At 65.1% G+C, this 16,916-nt stretch carries 10 protein-coding genes; 6 read left to right on the top strand and 4 right to left on the bottom strand.

Features of this window, described 5'->3' with window-relative positions; all coding sequences use genetic code 11:
* Nucleotides 1-315: 315 nt before the first annotated feature.
* Nucleotides 316-1,488 carry an OprO/OprP family phosphate-selective porin gene (locus BJD12_RS08365; RefSeq protein WP_005990910.1) on the bottom strand — a complete coding sequence of 391 codons (1,173 nt, stop codon included), beginning with the start codon at nt 1,486-1,488 and terminating at the stop codon, nt 316-318.
* 290 nt (nt 1,489-1,778) lie between these two features.
* Between BJD12_RS08365 and BJD12_RS08360 the strand changes: the two genes are divergently transcribed.
* Nucleotides 1,779-3,152, top strand: coding sequence for a dicarboxylate/amino acid:cation symporter (locus BJD12_RS08360; protein ID WP_005990908.1), 1,374 nt, complete (start codon nt 1,779-1,781; stop codon nt 3,150-3,152).
* 198 nt (nt 3,153-3,350) lie between these two features.
* Nucleotides 3,351-5,660, top strand: coding sequence for an NADP-dependent malic enzyme (locus tag BJD12_RS08355; protein WP_005990904.1), 2,310 nt, complete (start codon nt 3,351-3,353; stop codon nt 5,658-5,660).
* 169 nt (nt 5,661-5,829) lie between these two features.
* On the opposite strand, the gene BJD12_RS08350 is transcribed toward BJD12_RS08355, so the two are convergent.
* Nucleotides 5,830-9,174, bottom strand: a complete 3,345-nt coding sequence (locus BJD12_RS08350) for a GH92 family glycosyl hydrolase (protein WP_042827842.1) — start codon at nt 9,172-9,174, stop codon at nt 5,830-5,832.
* A 705-nt stretch (nt 9,175-9,879) separates the two neighbouring features.
* Here BJD12_RS08350 and BJD12_RS08345 point away from each other — a divergent pair.
* Genes BJD12_RS08345 through BJD12_RS08335 form a run of 3 tightly spaced genes read left to right on the top strand, consistent with a single transcriptional unit; the run spans nt 9,880 to nt 12,515 of the window.
* On the top strand, nt 9,880-10,077 hold the full coding sequence (locus BJD12_RS08345; RefSeq protein ID WP_005990898.1) for a zinc-finger domain-containing protein: 198 nt from the start codon (nt 9,880-9,882) through the stop codon (nt 10,075-10,077).
* 10 nt (nt 10,078-10,087) lie between these two features.
* Complete coding sequence (locus BJD12_RS08340; RefSeq protein WP_005990896.1) at nt 10,088-11,200, top strand: glycosyltransferase; 1,113 nt, start codon at nt 10,088-10,090, stop codon at nt 11,198-11,200.
* Nucleotides 11,181-12,515 carry an O-antigen ligase family protein gene (locus BJD12_RS08335; protein WP_039424435.1) on the top strand — a complete coding sequence of 445 codons (1,335 nt, stop codon included), beginning with the start codon at nt 11,181-11,183 and terminating at the stop codon, nt 12,513-12,515. The genes BJD12_RS08340 and BJD12_RS08335 overlap by 20 nt, the downstream gene beginning before the upstream one ends.
* An 82-nt stretch (nt 12,516-12,597) precedes the next feature.
* Here BJD12_RS08335 and BJD12_RS08330 read toward each other — a convergent pair whose 3' ends face one another.
* Nucleotides 12,598-13,518, bottom strand: a complete 921-nt coding sequence (locus BJD12_RS08330; protein WP_042827840.1) for an LpxL/LpxP family Kdo(2)-lipid IV(A) lauroyl/palmitoleoyl acyltransferase — start codon at nt 13,516-13,518, stop codon at nt 12,598-12,600.
* A 76-nt stretch (nt 13,519-13,594) separates the two neighbouring features.
* Here BJD12_RS08330 and waaA point away from each other — a divergent pair, with 76 nt between their 5' ends.
* A complete protein-coding gene (waaA, locus tag BJD12_RS08325; RefSeq protein WP_005990889.1) occupies nt 13,595-14,911 on the top strand; it encodes a lipid IV(A) 3-deoxy-D-manno-octulosonic acid transferase in 1,317 nt (438 codons plus the stop codon).
* A gap of 590 nt (nt 14,912-15,501) precedes the next feature.
* Here the strand turns inward: waaA and BJD12_RS08320 are convergent.
* A complete protein-coding gene (locus BJD12_RS08320) occupies nt 15,502-16,896 on the bottom strand; it encodes a TolC family outer membrane protein (RefSeq protein ID WP_005990888.1) in 1,395 nt (464 codons plus the stop codon).
* Nucleotides 16,897-16,916: the final 20 nt, after the last annotated feature.

The following is a 16,916-nucleotide window of genomic DNA, read 5'->3' as shown; positions in this document are numbered from 1 at the left end:
GCAGCCATCTCCTGACAGTGCGCGGGCCGCCTTGTGATCGGCTAGCAAGCGTAGTCAGCAGTCCTAGGGCGTGTGTGCGTCGCGGAGGAAACGTAGCGTACGCGTGCTACAGCACCGCACCGCGCACCGCGCACCGGCTGCGCCCGCCCGGCAGCGAGCAGAGTAGGTCTGCTCGCTGCGCCAAACGACAACGGCCGCACCCGTGACCGGTGCGGCCGTATCGAAACGCCGGCTGCCGTTGCGACGACAGCTGTCCGTGGGCGACCTCAGTGCGCGGTAGTGCGTTGCCCGCGCGCTGGAGCGCTGCAGCGTCTTTTAGAACTGCACCTGCGCGCGTAGTTCCATCACATGCGGCGTTTCATGCACGCCGTTGCGCGAAGAATCCACCCAGCTGTAGTTGGCCTGCATCTTGAAGTGGCTGGTGAGGTACCAGTTGGCGCCGATGGTGGTGTCGTGCTGACGGCCGCCATGGACGTTGTTGTCTTCCAGGTTCAGGCGGCTGTAGCGCGCGGTCAGCTCCACCGCGCCATAGTCGTGTGCCGGCTTGATGTTGCCCGGTACGCCGCCGGCATAGGTGCGCGACTCGCCGGTCAGCGACCAGGTGCCGTAGACGTACTGGCCCTGGGCGATGAAGTGCGGCTGGCCGGCATTGCGCGCCACTTCCGCGCGCAGCGCTTCGCTCTGCAGCGAGAACGGGCCGTGGATCCAGACTCCTTCCACGCCGGTGCGGATCACGTGGTCCACATCGAGGATGGTGCCGGTGTCGATCAGGCGCACGTCGGTGAGGCCGGCTTCCGGGCGGGCGCGCAGGCGCACGCGCGGGCTGAACGACACGCCGCGGCCATCACTGAAACCGCGCGGGTTTTCCACCGAGCCGGCCAGGCCCAGGTGCAGCACGTTGCCTTCGGCCTTAAACGGGGTCCAGGCGGCATGCACGGCCTGGGTGGTGCCCGGGTTGTCGCCCTGCAGGTCCTTGCCACCGTAAGCGCCGGCCTGCAACAAGTACTGCTGGCGCTCCAGGGTCCATTCCACGCCGGTCCGACGGCCCTGGAACACTGCCTGCACCGGCAGGCCCAGTTCCATGAAGCTGCCCGCACGCGAGCTCTGCACCGCCTCAAGACCCACCGGCACCTTCATGTAGCCCAGGCGCACGCGGCCGTAGTCCTGGCCCAGCAGCGCCTTGGTTTCGAAGCGGTAGAACACGTCCAGCCACAGTTTGGCTTCGAAGTCGAAATAGACCATGGCGTCATAGACGCCCTTTTTCTTGAGGGTGGCGCCGAATTCCTTGCGGCGGAAATCGGTGCGGTCTTCCAGGCGGTCGTCGCCGGAGAAGTTGTTGTCGTCGTAGGCGTAGTTGCCGGTCAGGCCGATTTCGGTGCCGTCACCGAAGGTGTACTTGGTAGGCCAGTTCTCGATCGAGGTGGCGGCATTGGCGGCGGCGGGCGCGGCGGCGATGGCCAACGCGAGGACGAGCGGATTGAGGCGCATAGGAATGATCTTCGGCGAGGATGGATGGAAGGGCCGGGCGTCCTGCCGTGGCAGGTGCACTGAACAGCTTCATGAAACGCGCAGGGTCCGGATGGCCAACTGCACAGGAATCGGTGTCTGCGTTAAACGCAATTAACGGCCGGTGGCGGCGCGGCTGAAGTGTAAGGCGACGTTCAGCCCACGGACAGTGCGTAGTACCAATGGGTTATCGGCCCAAGCTGTGACGTGCGGCCAGAATGCCCGCACCGGGTGCCTGCTCAGGCGCCCTCCAGTTCCCCCGGAGTGGTGTCATGCACATCAGCAAGCCTGTCGGACCGATGCCGGCGCCCGTGCCCTTCTATCGTCAACTGTACTTCCAGGTGGTGGTGGCGATCGTTCTTGGTGCCCTGCTGGGCCATTTCGAGCCGGCCTTTGCCGAAAGCCTCAAGCCGCTGGGCGATGCCTTCATCAAGCTGGTGAAGATGATCATCGCCCCGGTGATCTTCCTGACCATCGTCACCGGTATCGCCGGCATGACCCACCTCAAGACGGTGGGACGGGTGTTCGGCAAGGCAATGGCCTACTTCCTGTTCTTCTCCACGCTGGCCCTGGTGGTGGGTCTGATCGTGGCGCACGTGGTGCAGCCCGGCGCCGGCATGAACATCAATCCTGCCGACCTGGACCAGAGCGCGGTCAAGAGCTATGTCGAGAAGTCGCATGACCTGACCCTGGTCGGCTTCCTGATGGACATCATCCCCAACTCGCTGATCGGCGCCTTCACCGGCGACCAGATCGTCAACGGCAAGTTGACCGGGCCGAACATCCTGCAGGTGCTGTTCGTGGCGGTGTTGTTCGGCGTGTCGCTGGCGCTGGTGGGCGAACGCGGCAAGCCGGTGCTGAACCTGCTGGAAGCCCTGATCGCTCCGGTGTTCAAGCTGGTCCACATCCTGATGCGCGCCGCGCCGATCGGTGCGTTCGGCGCAATCGCCTTCACCATCGGCAAGTACGGGGTGGAATCGCTGGTCAACCTGGCCTGGCTGGTGGGCTCGTTTTACCTGACTTCGTTGCTGTTCGTGCTGGTGATCCTGGGCGTGGTGTGCCGGCTGTGCGGGTTTTCGGTACTCAAGCTGATCCGTTACCTCAAGGCCGAATTGCTGTTGGTGCTGGGCACGTCCTCGTCGGAATCGGCGCTGCCGTCGCTGATGGAAAAGATGGAAAAGGCCGGCTGCGAGAAGTCGGTGGTGGGTCTGGTGGTGCCGACCGGTTATTCGTTCAACCTGGATGGCACCAACATCTACATGACCCTGGCAGCGCTGTTCATCGCCCAGGCCACCAACACCGAGCTGACCCTGGGTCACCAGATCGCGCTGCTGGCGGTGGCCATGCTCAGCTCCAAGGGCGCTGCGGGCGTTACCGGTGCCGGCTTCATCACCCTGGCTGCCACGTTGGCCGTGGTGCCGGAAGTGCCGGTGGCCGGCATGGCGCTGATCTTGGGCGTAGACCGCTTCATGAGCGAGTGCCGCTCGCTAACCAACTTCATCGGCAATGCGGTCGCCACCGTGGTGGTCTCGCGTTGGGAAAATGCGCTGGATCGCGACCGCCTCACGCTGGTGCTGGATGGCGGGGAGCCGCCGCTGCAGGCGCCGGTGGGTGCACCGGGCGCTGCGCCGGCCAGCCTGCGCTGATGTTTCCTACGGCCCTGTATTCCGTCGGTCATGCCGGCGGGGTGCAGGGCCGTTCTGCGTTGACCGCGAGCGCGGCATCGGCGCACGAGGCGCCGCAGCCTGCGATTTCCCTGCCGCGCTGACAGCTGCGCGACAGGCCCTTGTTCAGGCAGGAGGGTAGAATTCAGCCCTCCTGCGCCTTCGAGACCCACACAGCCGATGTCCAACGACGACTTCAAACAGGCCGCCCTCGACTACCACCGCCAGCAGCCGGCCGGCAAGATCAAGGTCACCGCGACCAAGCCGATGCTGACCCAGCGCGACCTGTCGCTGGCGTATTCGCCAGGCGTGGCGTTCGCCTGCGAGGCCATCGTCGAGGACGCCACCCAGGCCAGCGAGCTCACCGCCCGCGGCAACCTGGTGGCGGTGATCACCAATGGCACCGCAGTGCTTGGCCTGGGCAACATCGGACCGCTGGCGTCCAAGCCGGTGATGGAAGGCAAGGGCGTGCTGTTCCAGAAGTTCGCCGGCATCGATGTGTTCGACATCGAGATCAACGAGAACGACCCGGACAAGTTGGTCGACATCATCGCCAGCCTGGAGCCGACCTTCGGCGGCATCAACCTGGAAGACATCAAGGCGCCGGAGTGCTTCATCGTCGAGCGCAAGCTGCGCGAGCGCATGAACATCCCGGTGTTCCATGACGACCAGCACGGCACCGCGATCATCGTCGGCGCCGCCGTGCTCAATGCGCTGGTGGTCACCGGCAAGAAGATCGAAGAGGTCAAGCTGGCCACCACCGGCATGGGCGCGGCCGGCATCTCCTGCGTCAATATGCTGGTCTCGCTGGGCCTGAAGCCGGAGAACATCCTGGCGCTGGACCGCGACGGGGTGATCCACACCGGCCGCACCGACCTGGACCCGGACAAGCAGCGCTACGCGCGCGACACCGACAAGCGCACCCTGGCTGAAATCGTTGAAGGCGCCGATATCTTCCTGGGCCTGTCGGCTGCCGGCATCCTCAAACCGGAAATGGTCGCCACGATGGCGCGCCAGCCGGTGATCTTCGCGCTGGCCAATCCCAATCCGGAAATCACCCCGGAAGCGGCCAAGGCGGTGCGTCCGGATTGCATCATCGGCACCGGCCGCTCGGACTACCCGAACCAGATCAACAACGTGCTGTGCTTCCCGTACTTGTTCCGCGGCGCGCTGGACGTGGGCGCCACCGGCATCAACGAAGAAATGAAGATCGCCTGCGTCAAGGCAATCGCGGCGATGGCACGACGCGAGGCTTCCGACCTGGGCGCGGCCTATGGCGGCGAAACCCCGAGCTTCGGTCCGGACTATCTGATTCCGCGTCCGCTGGACCCGCGCCTGCTGGTGGAGTTGTCGTCGGCAGTTGCGCAGGCGGCAATGGATTCGGGCGTGGCCACGCGCCCGATCGCCGACATGGAAGCCTACCGCGACAAGCTCGGCCAGTTCGTCTACCGCACCAGCCTGATGATGAAGCCGGTCTACGACCGCGCGCGCGCCGACAAGCAGCGCGTGGTGTATGCCGAAGGCGAAGAAGAAGTGGTGCTGCGCGCGGTACAGAACGTGGTCGACGAAGGCCTGGCCTTCCCGATCCTGATCGGCCGCCCTGACGTCATCGAAGCGCGTATCGAACGCATGGGCCTGCGCCTGACCGCCGGTGTGGACTTCGAGATCACCAACATCCTCGACGACCCCCGCTTCAACGATTACTGGCAGTACTACCACGCGCTCACCGAGCGTCGCGGCGTGACCGTCACCGCGGCCAAGGAGCTGATGCGCTCGCGTCCGACATTGATTGCCGCCGTCATGGTGGCGCGCGGAGAGGCCGACGCGATGCTGTCCGGCGTGGTCGGCCGCTTCCACAAGAAGCTGGGCTACGCCCGCAGCGTGATTCCGTTGGAGCCACGGGTAAGTTCCACTTCGGCGATGACCGGTGTGATCAACCAGCTGGGCGTGTTCTTCTTCCTGGACACGCACGTGCAGGAAGACCCGACGGTGGAGCAGGTGGTGGAAGCCACGTTGCAGGCGGCGTATCGCCTCAAGCTGTTCGGCATCGAGCCCAATATCGCGCTGCTGTCGCACTCCAATTTCGGCAGCCACGATTCGCGCGATGCGCTGAAGATGCGCCAGGTGCGCGAAGCGCTGCTCAAGCGCAAGCCCGAGCTCAACATCGATGGCGAAATGCAGGGCGACACCGCCTGGGACGAAGCGTTGCGCAAGCAGATCATGCCCAACAGCACGCTCAAGGGGCGCGCCAACCTGTTCGTGCTGCCGAACCTGGAGGCGGCCAACATCGCCTACAACCTGGTGCGCGTGTTCACCGACGGCGTGGCGATCGGTCCGATCCTGATGGGTATCTCCAAGCCGGTGCACATCCTCACCACCAGCGCTACCTCGCGCCGGGTGATGAACATGACCGCCATCGCGGCGGTGGATGCACAGATCCGCAGGCAACGTGATGCGGAAAAGGCGGCAGCTGAAAAGGGTAACGACTGAGTTCGCGTGCAGTCACTGCCTGAAAGCCCCTCTCCCACCGGGAGAGGGGTTGGGGTGAGGGTGCCGCCCGCCCTCAGCAGCGCATCAGCATTGCCAGGCGCAAACGATCACCGACAAGGTCTTGCGCTCCATCGTCAGTCAAAGCCATCACGGCACTCACCATCTCGCGTCACCGCGCATCCGGCGCGCCACCCAGGATCTCGATTTCCGCCACCTGCGCACGCGCAGGCAGCGTCAGTCGTAGCCGGTAATCCACATAGTTACCGGGCGTCGCAATGCGAAACGGGCGCGTCTGCAACGGCCACTGAAAACGCTCGCCACTGCGCTGATCGACCACGCGCCATGCTCCACCTGCGCTGCGTGCTTCCAACGTCCAGCCAGCTGCAGACATCGCCGCACTGCCATTGGTCAAGGTGTACAGCGTCGGCGTACCAGCTTCCAGTCCACTCAGCGTCAACGTCGACGCGTTGGCGACCGCACTGACGGTGCCGGCGTCGTCATCATGCAGCGCCGCGATATCACGACCATCGTCCAAGGCGATGCGCGCGGTGGCACCAAGTAGATCGTGCAGCGGAGCAGGGCGCTGACCGGCCGGCGTCAATGACGGTGGCACATCGTTCGGCCCACTTCCCCAGCGCGACGGCGCCGGGCCCATCACGAACTCCAGCGTCGCGCCGTTGGCGATGTCTGCATGCGCCAACCAGGTCTTGTGCCACGGCTTGCCGTTGAGCTTGAGCGACTGCACGTACACATTCTGCGGCGAATTCTGGGGTGCATTGACAACCAAGGTGCCGCCATCGGGCAAGCGCACCCGCGCATGCTTGAACAGCGGCGAGCCGATCACATACTCCGGTGCGCCCATGCGTAACGGATACAGCCCCAGTGCCGCGAACACATACCACGCCGACATCTCGCCGTTGTCCTCGTCGCCGGGGTAGCCCTGGCCGATCTCGCTTCCCAGATACAACCGCGACAGAATCTCGCGCGTCAGCTGCTGGGTCTTCCATGGTTGCCCAGCGAACAGGTACATCCACGGGATATGGTGCGCTGGCTGATTGCTGTGCGCATACATGCCCATGCGCACGTCGCGCGCCTCGGTCATTTCATGGATGGTGTCGCCGTACGATCCGGCAAACGCCGCCGCCCCGGTTTCTGGCGTGGCGAAGAATGTATCCAGTTTGGCGGCCAATGCGGCGCGCCCGCCATACAGCGTGGCCAACCCTTCGCCGTCGTGCGGTGCGGTGAAAGCAAACGTCCAGCCGCTGGATTCGGTGTAGTCATTGCCCCACACGCGTGGGTCGTAATGCGCCTTGTCCACACGCCAGCTTCCATCGGCGTTTCGCCCTTGAAAAAAGCCGATCGCCGGATCGAACAACGCGCGATACCCCGCCGCGCGCTGCCGGAAATACATCGCTTCTGTTGCATACCGCTCGCGCTCGTCCGCGGCGGTCGCTTGTCTGGCTAACTCATCGGCCATGTTGGCGATACCGAAGTCGTTGAGCGCGCCTTCCAGCGACCAGGACATGCCTTCGTGCGTATCGGTATCGGCGTAGCCGTGGAAGGTCGAGCGCGCCATGCCCTTGCGGCCAACGTGGCGATCCGGCGCCACCACGGTCGCGTTCTTGAGCGCAGCGGAGTATGCCTCGGCCGGGTCGAAGCCCTGCACGCCCTTGAGCCAGGCATCGGCAAACGCCACATCGGAACTGGTGCCGACCATCAAGTCGGCGTAGCCGGGCGAAGACCAACGCGCAATCCAGCCTCCGGCACGCGCTTGTTCGATAAAGCCCTGCACAAACCTGCCGGCGTCGTCTGGTGCAAAGAGCGCATACGCTGGCCACGCGGTGCGGAAGGTGTCCCATAGCCCATTGTTGACGTACACCCGCCCATCGCGGACCGGTGCAAAACTACGCACCGCGCTGCCGTCGGCGTTGTCGTCCGACCAGCTGTTCTGGCTTGCATAACGCCAGTCGGGCGCATCGGCACTGCCTGCGTTTTCATGCGCGGAGTTCGGGTACAGATGCAGCCGATACAGATTGGAATACAGCGTGCTCTTCTGGTCGGCGGTCGCATCGGGCACCTCGAACCGCCCCAGCAACGCATCCCACGCATCCTGCGCCTGTGCGGCGATCTGCTCGAAGGATGCCTGCGGTGCGATTTCCAATGCCAGATTGTGTCTGGCCTGCTCCAGCGAGATCAGCGAGGTGGCGATGCGCATCTGCACCTGACGCGCATCGCCTGCATCGAACTTGATCCACCCGGTGGGCCGCCCGGTATCGATGCGGCCACTGGCCGTCCACGGCCGGTCGAAACTGGCATACACATACATGCGCGTTGCCCCGGTCGACAGCCCGCTGCGCACATCGGTGTAACCGGACAGCGTCTGCGTCGCGGCATCCAGGCGTAGCCCACCGCGCGCATCCACATTGTCGAATAGCAGGTTGGCGTCATCGTGATCCGGGAAGCGAAAGCGGAACAGCGCGGCGTGATCGGTCGGGGCGATATCGGCGTGCAGGCCATTGTCGAACTGCACCGCGTAGCGGTACGGGCGCGCGACTTCATTGGCAGGCGAAAACGCCAGCGCACGTTTGCTGCGATCGGCTTCGGGCACGCCCGCGCCGAGCGAGGGCATGACCTGAAAGGTCTGGCGGTCGCCCATCCACGGACTGGGCTGATGACTCAGCGCCAGCGCCTGCAGGCGCGGCCGGTTGTCGGCATCGTTTTGCTCGTTCCATCGATACAGCCAGGTCAGCGTTCCGGCATCGGTCACCGGCGTCCAGAAGTTGAATCCGTGCGGCACCGCTGTTGCCGGGAAATTATTGCCGCGCGAGAAGGTGCCATTGGAGTGCGTGCCGCGCGTGGTCAAGACCCAGTCCGATGGGCGTGCCGGCGTCAGCAGCGGTGCATCGCCCAGCGCGATGTCGTCGATCCAGCCGGCAGCTGTTGCGCCCGCAGGCGGTGCGAGGTCCAGCTCGATCGCACGCACGCGGCGCCCACGCAAGCCAGCCACCTCGCCCAGCCGTACGTCCTTGCGCGCCCACTGCTGCGGATACAAGGTCTTCGATTGCCCCTGCGCATCTGCGCCCATCGCCACGCCGTGCTGATCCCGCGCCGACGTGGCGGACAACCGCGTGCCATCGTCGAAGACCAGATCCAGCGACACGTAGGTCGAGGCAACATGATCGGTGCCGACGCTTTCCGGAAGCACCAGCCACGTCAGGCGGGTCTGTGCATCGATCACGAGGTCGGTGACAAACAAGATGCGTTTTCCACCAGTGCCGCTGCTGTCGTAACGCAGCGCATGCACCCCGCTGTAACCGGCGTTGGGCTTGGCCGCGTAGGGTGAAGCAGGGCCGTTGCCGACTGCGATCCGCACATCGGCAGTCATCCCGCCGACCGGCATGGGTTGTCCTCGCTCGAACGAACTGGCAAACCCGCTTGCTGCACTTGCGTGTGCAGGGGCGATGATCAGTGCAACAACCAACGGCAAACGCCGCACAACGACCGACAGACTCACGTGATGGTGTCTCCTTGGTGGCGGACCAATACCAGCGTTGCATCGCCATCGGTGCGCGGCTCGGGTGCAGCGGCGCACTGCCAGCGGTTGCCGCGATGGATGCGTGCTGGTCGATCGCGCAGATTCCGGTGCCGGCCGATCGTGGACAAAACACCGAGCACACGCAAGCGAGCTGTGCACTGAGTGGTGTGTGGCTGGCATACGGGGAGCGAGGGTCGTCCACGCACCGAGCTTGCGGGTTCTGCGTGTGCACACTCACCTCCACGCGCACGCGGTGATGACAGCTCACAGTGAACGCGACACGTCTTGATAACTTCGGGTTGCGGCGGAAAGGCATCACGGCATGGGTGACGAGTCCATGACTGGCATGGCGTTCTGCCGTGCATCGACGAAGCGGCCATCGCGGCTTTGGCGGCCGGCAACAAGCGCGCCGGTATGCGGAATCGATCAGTGCCGTGGAGGTCTCACGCGTCGGGCAGCCGTCTCCGAGCTGCACCCCATGTTGCGTTGTGTCAGTGCTCCCAGCCCTGTACCTCCCGTCGGCCAACTGCGAATGGCACGCATGGTCCGGCAACGACCGGTTCTCCGCGTGACCCGCGCCGCCCTCCGGGCTGCAAATCGCACGCGCTCCCCACTGCGCCGCCCTGCGCATGCAGGCAGGCTGCTAGAATCCGGGTTCTGTCTTCGTTTCCCGATCGCACTGCCATGAGCCAGACCGCCACCGCGCCCGCCAATGCCGAAAAGCGTTACACCGTGCAGCGGGCAGACCTGCCGCTGAGCTGCCCGACACCGCAGATGGCGCTGTGGAACTCGCATCCGCGCGTGTACCTGCCGATCGAAGACGAACCCAACGGCGAAGCCAAGTGCCCGTATTGCGGCGCCTTGTTCGTGCTTGCCGACTGATCCTGGCCGGATGCACCGCCTGACCGTGGTGCAACTGCTGCCGGCGCTGCAGTCCGGCGGCGTGGAACGCTCCACCCTTGAAATCACCGCCGCGCTGGTGCGCGCCGGCCATCGTGCCGTGGTGGTGTCGGCCGGCGGTCGCCTGGTCCAGCCGTTGCTGGAGGCGGGTGGCGAACACCTCACGTTGGACATTGGCCGCAAGTCGCTGTTGACCCTGCGTCATGTGGTCGGCCTGCGCCGTCTGTTTGCCGAACTCGGCGCGGACATCGTGCATGCGCGTTCGCGGCTGCCGGCCTGGCTGGGCTGGTACGCGCTACGCGGCATGCCTGCCGCCACGCGTCCGCGCTTCGTCACCACCGTGCACGGGCTCAACTCGCCCAGCCGTTATAGCGCGGTCATGACCTATGGCGAGCGCGTCATCTGCGTCTCGCAAACCGTGCGGGACTATGTCTGCGCGCATTACCCGCAGACCGATCCAGGCCGCCTGCGCACGATTCCGCGCGGCGTCGACATCGCGCAGTTTCCGCGCCGCTTACATCCAGATCACCGTGCGCGCAAGTGGGCGCAGTCCCTGCTGCCAGGGCTGCCTTCCGACGCGCCGCTGCTGCTGTTGCCGGGGCGCGGCACGCGCTTGAAGGGCCATGCCGATGGTCTGCAACTGCTGGCCGATGCGCGCGCGGCCGGCGTGCCGGCCTGGCTGTGGCTGCCCGGTGCGCGCGAACCCGGACGCGAGGCGTATGTGCGCGAGCTGGAGGCCGAGGCAGCCCGGCTGGGTGTGGCCGACGCGGTCGCGTTTACCGAGCCGACGGCGCGTATCGCCGACGCCTATGCCGCCAGCGATCTGGTGTTGCAGCTATCGCGCAAGCCCGAAGCTTTCGGCCGTACCGTGGTCGAGGCGTTGTCGGTGGGCCGGCCGGTCCTGGGCTGGGCGCATGGCGGCGTTGGCGAATTGCTCGCCGAGCTGCAGCCTGGCGGTGCAGTGCCGGCGTTCGATGCCGATGCACTGTGCGCTCAGGCGCTTGCCCTTTTGCAGCATCCGCCGACACCGCCGGCGGTGCTTCCCTATACGTTGCAGGCCATGCAAGCGGCCACCCTGAAGGTCTATGACGAATTCCGCCGTTGACACCCCGGTAAGCGTGCCTGCATTGACGCCCGATGCCGGGCGTTGGGCGCCGCTGTGGGTGCTCTTGTTTGTCGCGTTGTGGTCCACGCCCGGCTTGGCCGAAACCGTGCTGTCGCTGGGTGCATTGTTCGCGGCCTACCGGTTGCTGCACGCACGCTTTCGCGGCGGCACACGCCTGCTCAGTGGCGCGGCCTGGGCGCTGACCAGCGTGTTGTTCTTTGCGTACTGGCTGCCGCAGATGCTGTCCGCGTTCGATGCAATCGATGTCGGTCGCGCGCTGCGCAAGTCGGCCACCGATCTACGCTATCTGCCTTTCATGTGGCTATGCGCGATTGCGGTAGCCAACGCGCAGCGGCGGCGCCGCACCTTTATCGGCCTGGCGGTGATCGGCGGGGTGTGGACGCTGGATGCGCTGTTGCAGGCCGCCATCGGCAGCAGCCCATTGTTCTTCGCGCTGGATCAACTCAAGCAGCTGATCAGCGGCCACGGGCTGTGTACGCCGCAGGAGCTGGCGCTGGTCGACCGCCTTAGCGGGGTGCTGGGGCCGTGCAATCTCAAGTTCGGGCAGACCCTGGCCAGCCTGTCGCCGTTCCTGTTGCTGGCGCTGGGGCGGCGCACTGTTTGGGCCTGGGCGGGCGCAGCGGCGGCGGTCGGCGTGGTGCTGGTATTGGCAGGGTCACGCGCCTCGTGGGTCACCTACGGCGTGATCGTGCTGCTGTCCGGCTGGCAGCTGCTGGGTGGGCGGCGCCTGCTGGCCGCTGCGTTGGCCGGCGTGCTGTTGGCCGGCGGCGTGGTGGCGGTGGCACCGCAGGCGCGCGAGCGCATCCAGCGCACCGCCCTGGCATTTGGCAATGGCGAACAGGGCGTAGATCACGCCTTGTCCGGGCGCGGCCAGATCTGGGGCGCGGCGCTGTGCATGATCCGCGCGCATCCGCTCAACGGTGTGGGCGCGCGCGGGTTCCGACAGGCGTATCCGGCCTGTAATCCGACCCCTGCGCAGGCGCCGGCCTGGGGCGATGGCCCGGCGTTCCATGCGCATCAGATCGTGCTGGAAATCCTGGCCGAAACCGGTGTGATCGGTTTGCTGCTCTGGCTGGCCGGCGCGGCGCAGGCATGGCGCGCGTGGCGCTATTCGAGTGTGGCCGCGCGTGAGCAGGCGCGCCCGGCGATGATCGCTTTGGTGGCCACCGTTTTCCCGCTCAATACGCATCTGGCGTTCTATTCCAGTTTCTGGGGCGGTTTGAGTCTGATGCTGGCCGGGTTATATGCCGGCGCGTTGCTCAACGACGACGCAGATCGGCCGCCGCTGGGCTGATGCGCTTGCATGGGATCGCGCATGCCGGCGATCGAAAGTGGCCGCGCAATGCGTCATCGGCGGCTCGCCCTGGGGCGACTGCTCATTGATAGAACGCGCTGCGTCCACCCGGCTGACGCTTGAAGCGGCGATGGATCCATAAATATTGATCCGGCGCCTCGCGCACCATGTCCTCGATCGCCGCATTGACCTGCGCGGTATCGGCGATCACATCCTCCGACGGAATGCCTGCCAGCGGCGGCGCGATCTTGAGGATGTAGCGGCCGCCTTCGCGGCGATGGAAATACGGTACCACCGCGCAACCGGTCAGCCGTGCCAGCTGATGGGTGGCAGTGATGGTGGAGGCCGGATGCCCGAAGAACGGCACGAACACGGTGTCCTTGCCGCGCATGTCCTGGTCCGGCGCGTACCACAGGAAACCGCCGCGCTTGAGGTGCTTGATGGTGGCGCGCAGGTCTTCGTTGGCGAACATGTGCGTGGCATAGCGCAAGCGGCCGCGCTTGACCGCCCATTCGAACACCGGGTTCCGGTGCCTGCGGTACATGCCGGCCAGCGGCACGTGGTCGCACAGCAGGCGCCCGCACATTTCCAGCGTCATGAAGTGGCCGGACACCAGCAACACGCCGCGCTTTTGTTCCTGCAGCTGCTGCAGATGTTCCAGGCCTTCGATCTGCACGCCCGGGCGAATGGCATCGATGCTGCCCCACCACGCGCGCGCGAACTCGAACAGGCCCACGCCCAGCGCATCGAAACTATCGCGCAGCAGTCGCGCCCGCCAGGCATCGTCCTGCTCGGGAAAACACAGTGTGAGGTTGACCTCGGCAGCGCGCCGACGTGTGCCTGCCACCCGCATCGCGATCCAGCCCACGCCACGTCCTATTGCGCGCTGCAGGGTCCAGGGCAGACGCCCGGCCAGCACCATCACCGCAAGGCCCAGAAACATGGGCCAATGCCTGGGGTTGCGCAGGGAAGGGCGGACGGCGACGTTGGCGGACTCGGACATGCGCCAATTCTAAGGGATCGTGCGCATCGGGCAGCGTGCACATGCGCACGTGCGGGCGCTCCCGTATCCTGCACGGATGCGGAAAGACCCGATCGAATGGCTGTTGCGCGGGCTGTACTCGGCGCTGCTCTACCTGTTGTTGCCGGTCACGGTGTACCACCTGGTGTGGCGCGGTTTCCGTGTGCGCGAATACTTCAATCGGTGGAACGAGCGCTACGCCTCTTACACGCATGCCTGCGGGCGGCCGCGGGTATGGGTGCACGCGGTGTCGGTGGGCGAGGTCAATGCGGCCGCGCCGCTGGTCAACGCCTTGCGTGCGCAGCGCCCGGATATCCGCTGGGTCATCACCACCATTACGCCCACCGGGTCCGAGCGCGTCCGCGCGGTGTGGGGCGATGCGGTCGACCATGTGTATCTGCCGTACGACGTGCCCGGCAGCGTAGGGAGATTTCTTGAACATTTTCGCCCGCGCCTGGCGCTGATCCTGGAAACCGAGCTATGGCCGAACATGTTGTTTGGCTGCCGCGACCGCCAGATTCCGCTGTATATCCTCAATGCACGCTTGTCGGCGCGCTCGCTGCGCGGCTACCGCGTGCTGGCGCCATTGATCAGCCGCGCGCTGCGCACGGTGACGTGTGTGGCGGCGCAGTCGCAGGACGATGCAGAGCGCTTCATCACCCTTGGCGCGCGTCCGGACCAGGTGGTGGCGTTGGGCAATCTCAAATTCGATATCGCCGCCCCCGACCAATTGCAGGCCCTGGTCGCGCATTTCCGTACCCATGTGCCGGCAACCCGCCCGGTCTGGATTGCCGCCAGCACCCATGAGGGCGAAGAGGCAGCCGTTGCCGATATCCATGCGCAGTTGCTGACCCAGTTTCCCGACCTGCTGTTGCTATGGGCTCCACGCCATCCAGAGCGCTTTCCAAAGGTGGAGGCATTGGCGCGCGAGCGCGGATGGCGCGTGGCCACACGCAAGGCGCAGCAGTGGCCGCAAGCGCACGACAAGGTCTTCGTGCTCGATACGCTGGGCGAGCTGATGAGCTTTTATGCATGCGCGCAGGTCGCTTTCGTCGGCGGCAGCCTGCAGCCGATCGGCGGACACAATCTGCTCGAACCTGCGGCGGTCGGCACGCCCGCCGTCACCGGCCCGCATCTGCATAATTTTTCGGAAATCTCCCGGCGCATGCGCGAGGCCGAGGCGGTGGCCATCTGCGAGGACGCCGACTGCGTCCATCGCGATCTCGCACGTTTGCTCGCCGACCCGGCGCAGCGCGAAGCGATGGCCGCCGCAGGCCTGGCGTTGGTCGCCAATGGCAAGGGCGCGGTCGCCCGCACGCTGGTGCAGATTGCATCGGACCTGCCGCCAGTGGTTAGTGATGGTGTGACGTCTTGAAAAATGTATCCAAGTGCGTGCTGCATCATTGCAGCGACCTGTTGCAGTCATCTCAAGTCAGATCATCGAGCAGTCTTTGAGCAACGGACACAACGTGGCGTTCGCGCAATCGTGTTGTCGGCGCCGTTAGCGTCATCGGCAGAGCGCCAAGCCGAGTTGGTCCAGTGCGCGACTCCCTCACCGCTCGCGGGACACGCCGTGAGCCCATCCCTGCTGATCTGTTGGCGGCACCTATGTCGCCAACGATCACGCAATGGCGAGGACACCGCAAAAGAAAAGAGTCGGCCGGTTGCTTTAATGAAGCCATAAATACCGACCATCTCGACTGTTCCTTGCTCGCCCGTTGTCGCGAGCCCTTACGCGGCATGGATGCCGCTTAAGGGCTCACAAGGACGTACTTGCAGCGTGTCCCGCGACGGTAGGTGGGCAAGAAACCTGCAGCCAAGCCGCAATCGCGTTCTGTAACCCATGCATTCATAGCATCGAAGTCCGCCTCCCAAACCAGTCGGACCTGTCTTTCGGTGGCTGACGAGTCACACACAAAAAAGGCGGGCCTGAAGCCCGCCTCTTGCGTTACATCTCAGATCGTCCTACTGCAACGAGCCACTGCCCTGCAGCTTGGACTCGGCATCCTGCGACAGCAGGCGGTTCACGTCCTGCAGGTCGGTGATGTCGAGCTTGCCGATGGCTTGGCCCAGCAGCAGGCGGTTCTGCAAGAAGGTGTAGCGCGACTGCGCGTAGTTCAATTGCGCCTGGAACAACGTGCGCTGGTTCTGCACCACGTCCAGCACGGTGCGCGTACCGACTTCCAGACCGACCTGCGAAGCATCGTATGCGGCCTGCGCAGAGACCACGGCCAGACGGCGTGCTTCCACTTCGCTGATGCCGGCCACCACGGTCTGATAGGCATTGCGCGTATTGCGGTCCAGCGCGCGCTTCTGCTGTTCGTAGGTGTCCTGCTGGATGTCACGACGGGACAGCGCCTGGCGCACGGCCGACTGGGTTGCGCCGCCAGCGAAGATCGGGATCGATAAGGTCACGCCGATCGAATCGGTATCGATGTCGCGGCCGTTGGTGGTGAAATTACCGGCGGCCTGATCTGCTGCACCTTGACCTCCCCAGCTATTGCTACGGCCAACGTTGGCACCCAGGCTCAGCGTCGGGTAATGACCTGCACGCGCGGCATTGACCTGTGCCTCTGCCGCGCTGACCTGCAACTGCTGCGCTTTCAATGCCGGGTTATCGGCAATGGCGCTGGTCACCAATTGATCGACATTGCTGTAGGCCGGTGGCACTTCCGGGCGGAAGTCTTCCGGTAGCGCACGCAGGCCCACCACCGGCTGGCCGGTGAGTTCTGTCAGCGCCTGGTAGTAATCCTTGAGCGTGTTACGTGCGTTGATGGTGTCGGCACGCGCCTGGTCGTATTGGGCGCGGGCTTCGTGTACGTCGGTGATCGGCGCCAGGCCCACTTCAAGACGCTTGTCGGCGTAGTCGAACTGCTTCTTGGCGGCTGCCTCGTTTGTCTCTGCTGCGGCCAGCGACTCAATGCCCACCAGCACCTGGAAATAGGCCGCCGAGGTGCGCGTGATCAGGTCGTTGTTTGCTGACTCCAACGTAAAATCGGCGGCCTTCGCGACTTCGCGCTGCGCACGTACGTTGGCAAATTGCGCCCAATTGAAGATGGTCTGGCTACCCTGGATCGAATACTGGCGCTGCTTGGTGGTGGAGCGCCCTTCATTCAAGTTGTTAATGGTGTCCAGTTTGCGGTGCGCCTGCGTATAGCCCGCCGTACCGTCCAGCTGCGGCAGCAGCGCCGCACGTGCTTGCACCACCCCCTCCCGATTCACCAGCCGCGTGGACTCGGCCACGGCCAGCTGCGGGTCGCCGTTGCGGGCCATTTCGTAGACCTGCAGCAGATCGGTGGCGTGCGCAGCCATCGGTGACAGGGCGGCGGCCAGGGCCAGGGCGAGGGATCGGCGGATCATCGGGGAAGCTTCCTTGGGAA

It is taken from the genome of Xanthomonas vesicatoria ATCC 35937 (genome assembly GCF_001908725.1).
Classification (GTDB): domain Bacteria; phylum Pseudomonadota; class Gammaproteobacteria; order Xanthomonadales; family Xanthomonadaceae; genus Xanthomonas; species Xanthomonas vesicatoria.
Note: the sequence above shows the minus strand (reverse complement) of the source record. Positions and strands in the feature narration are given on the sequence as shown.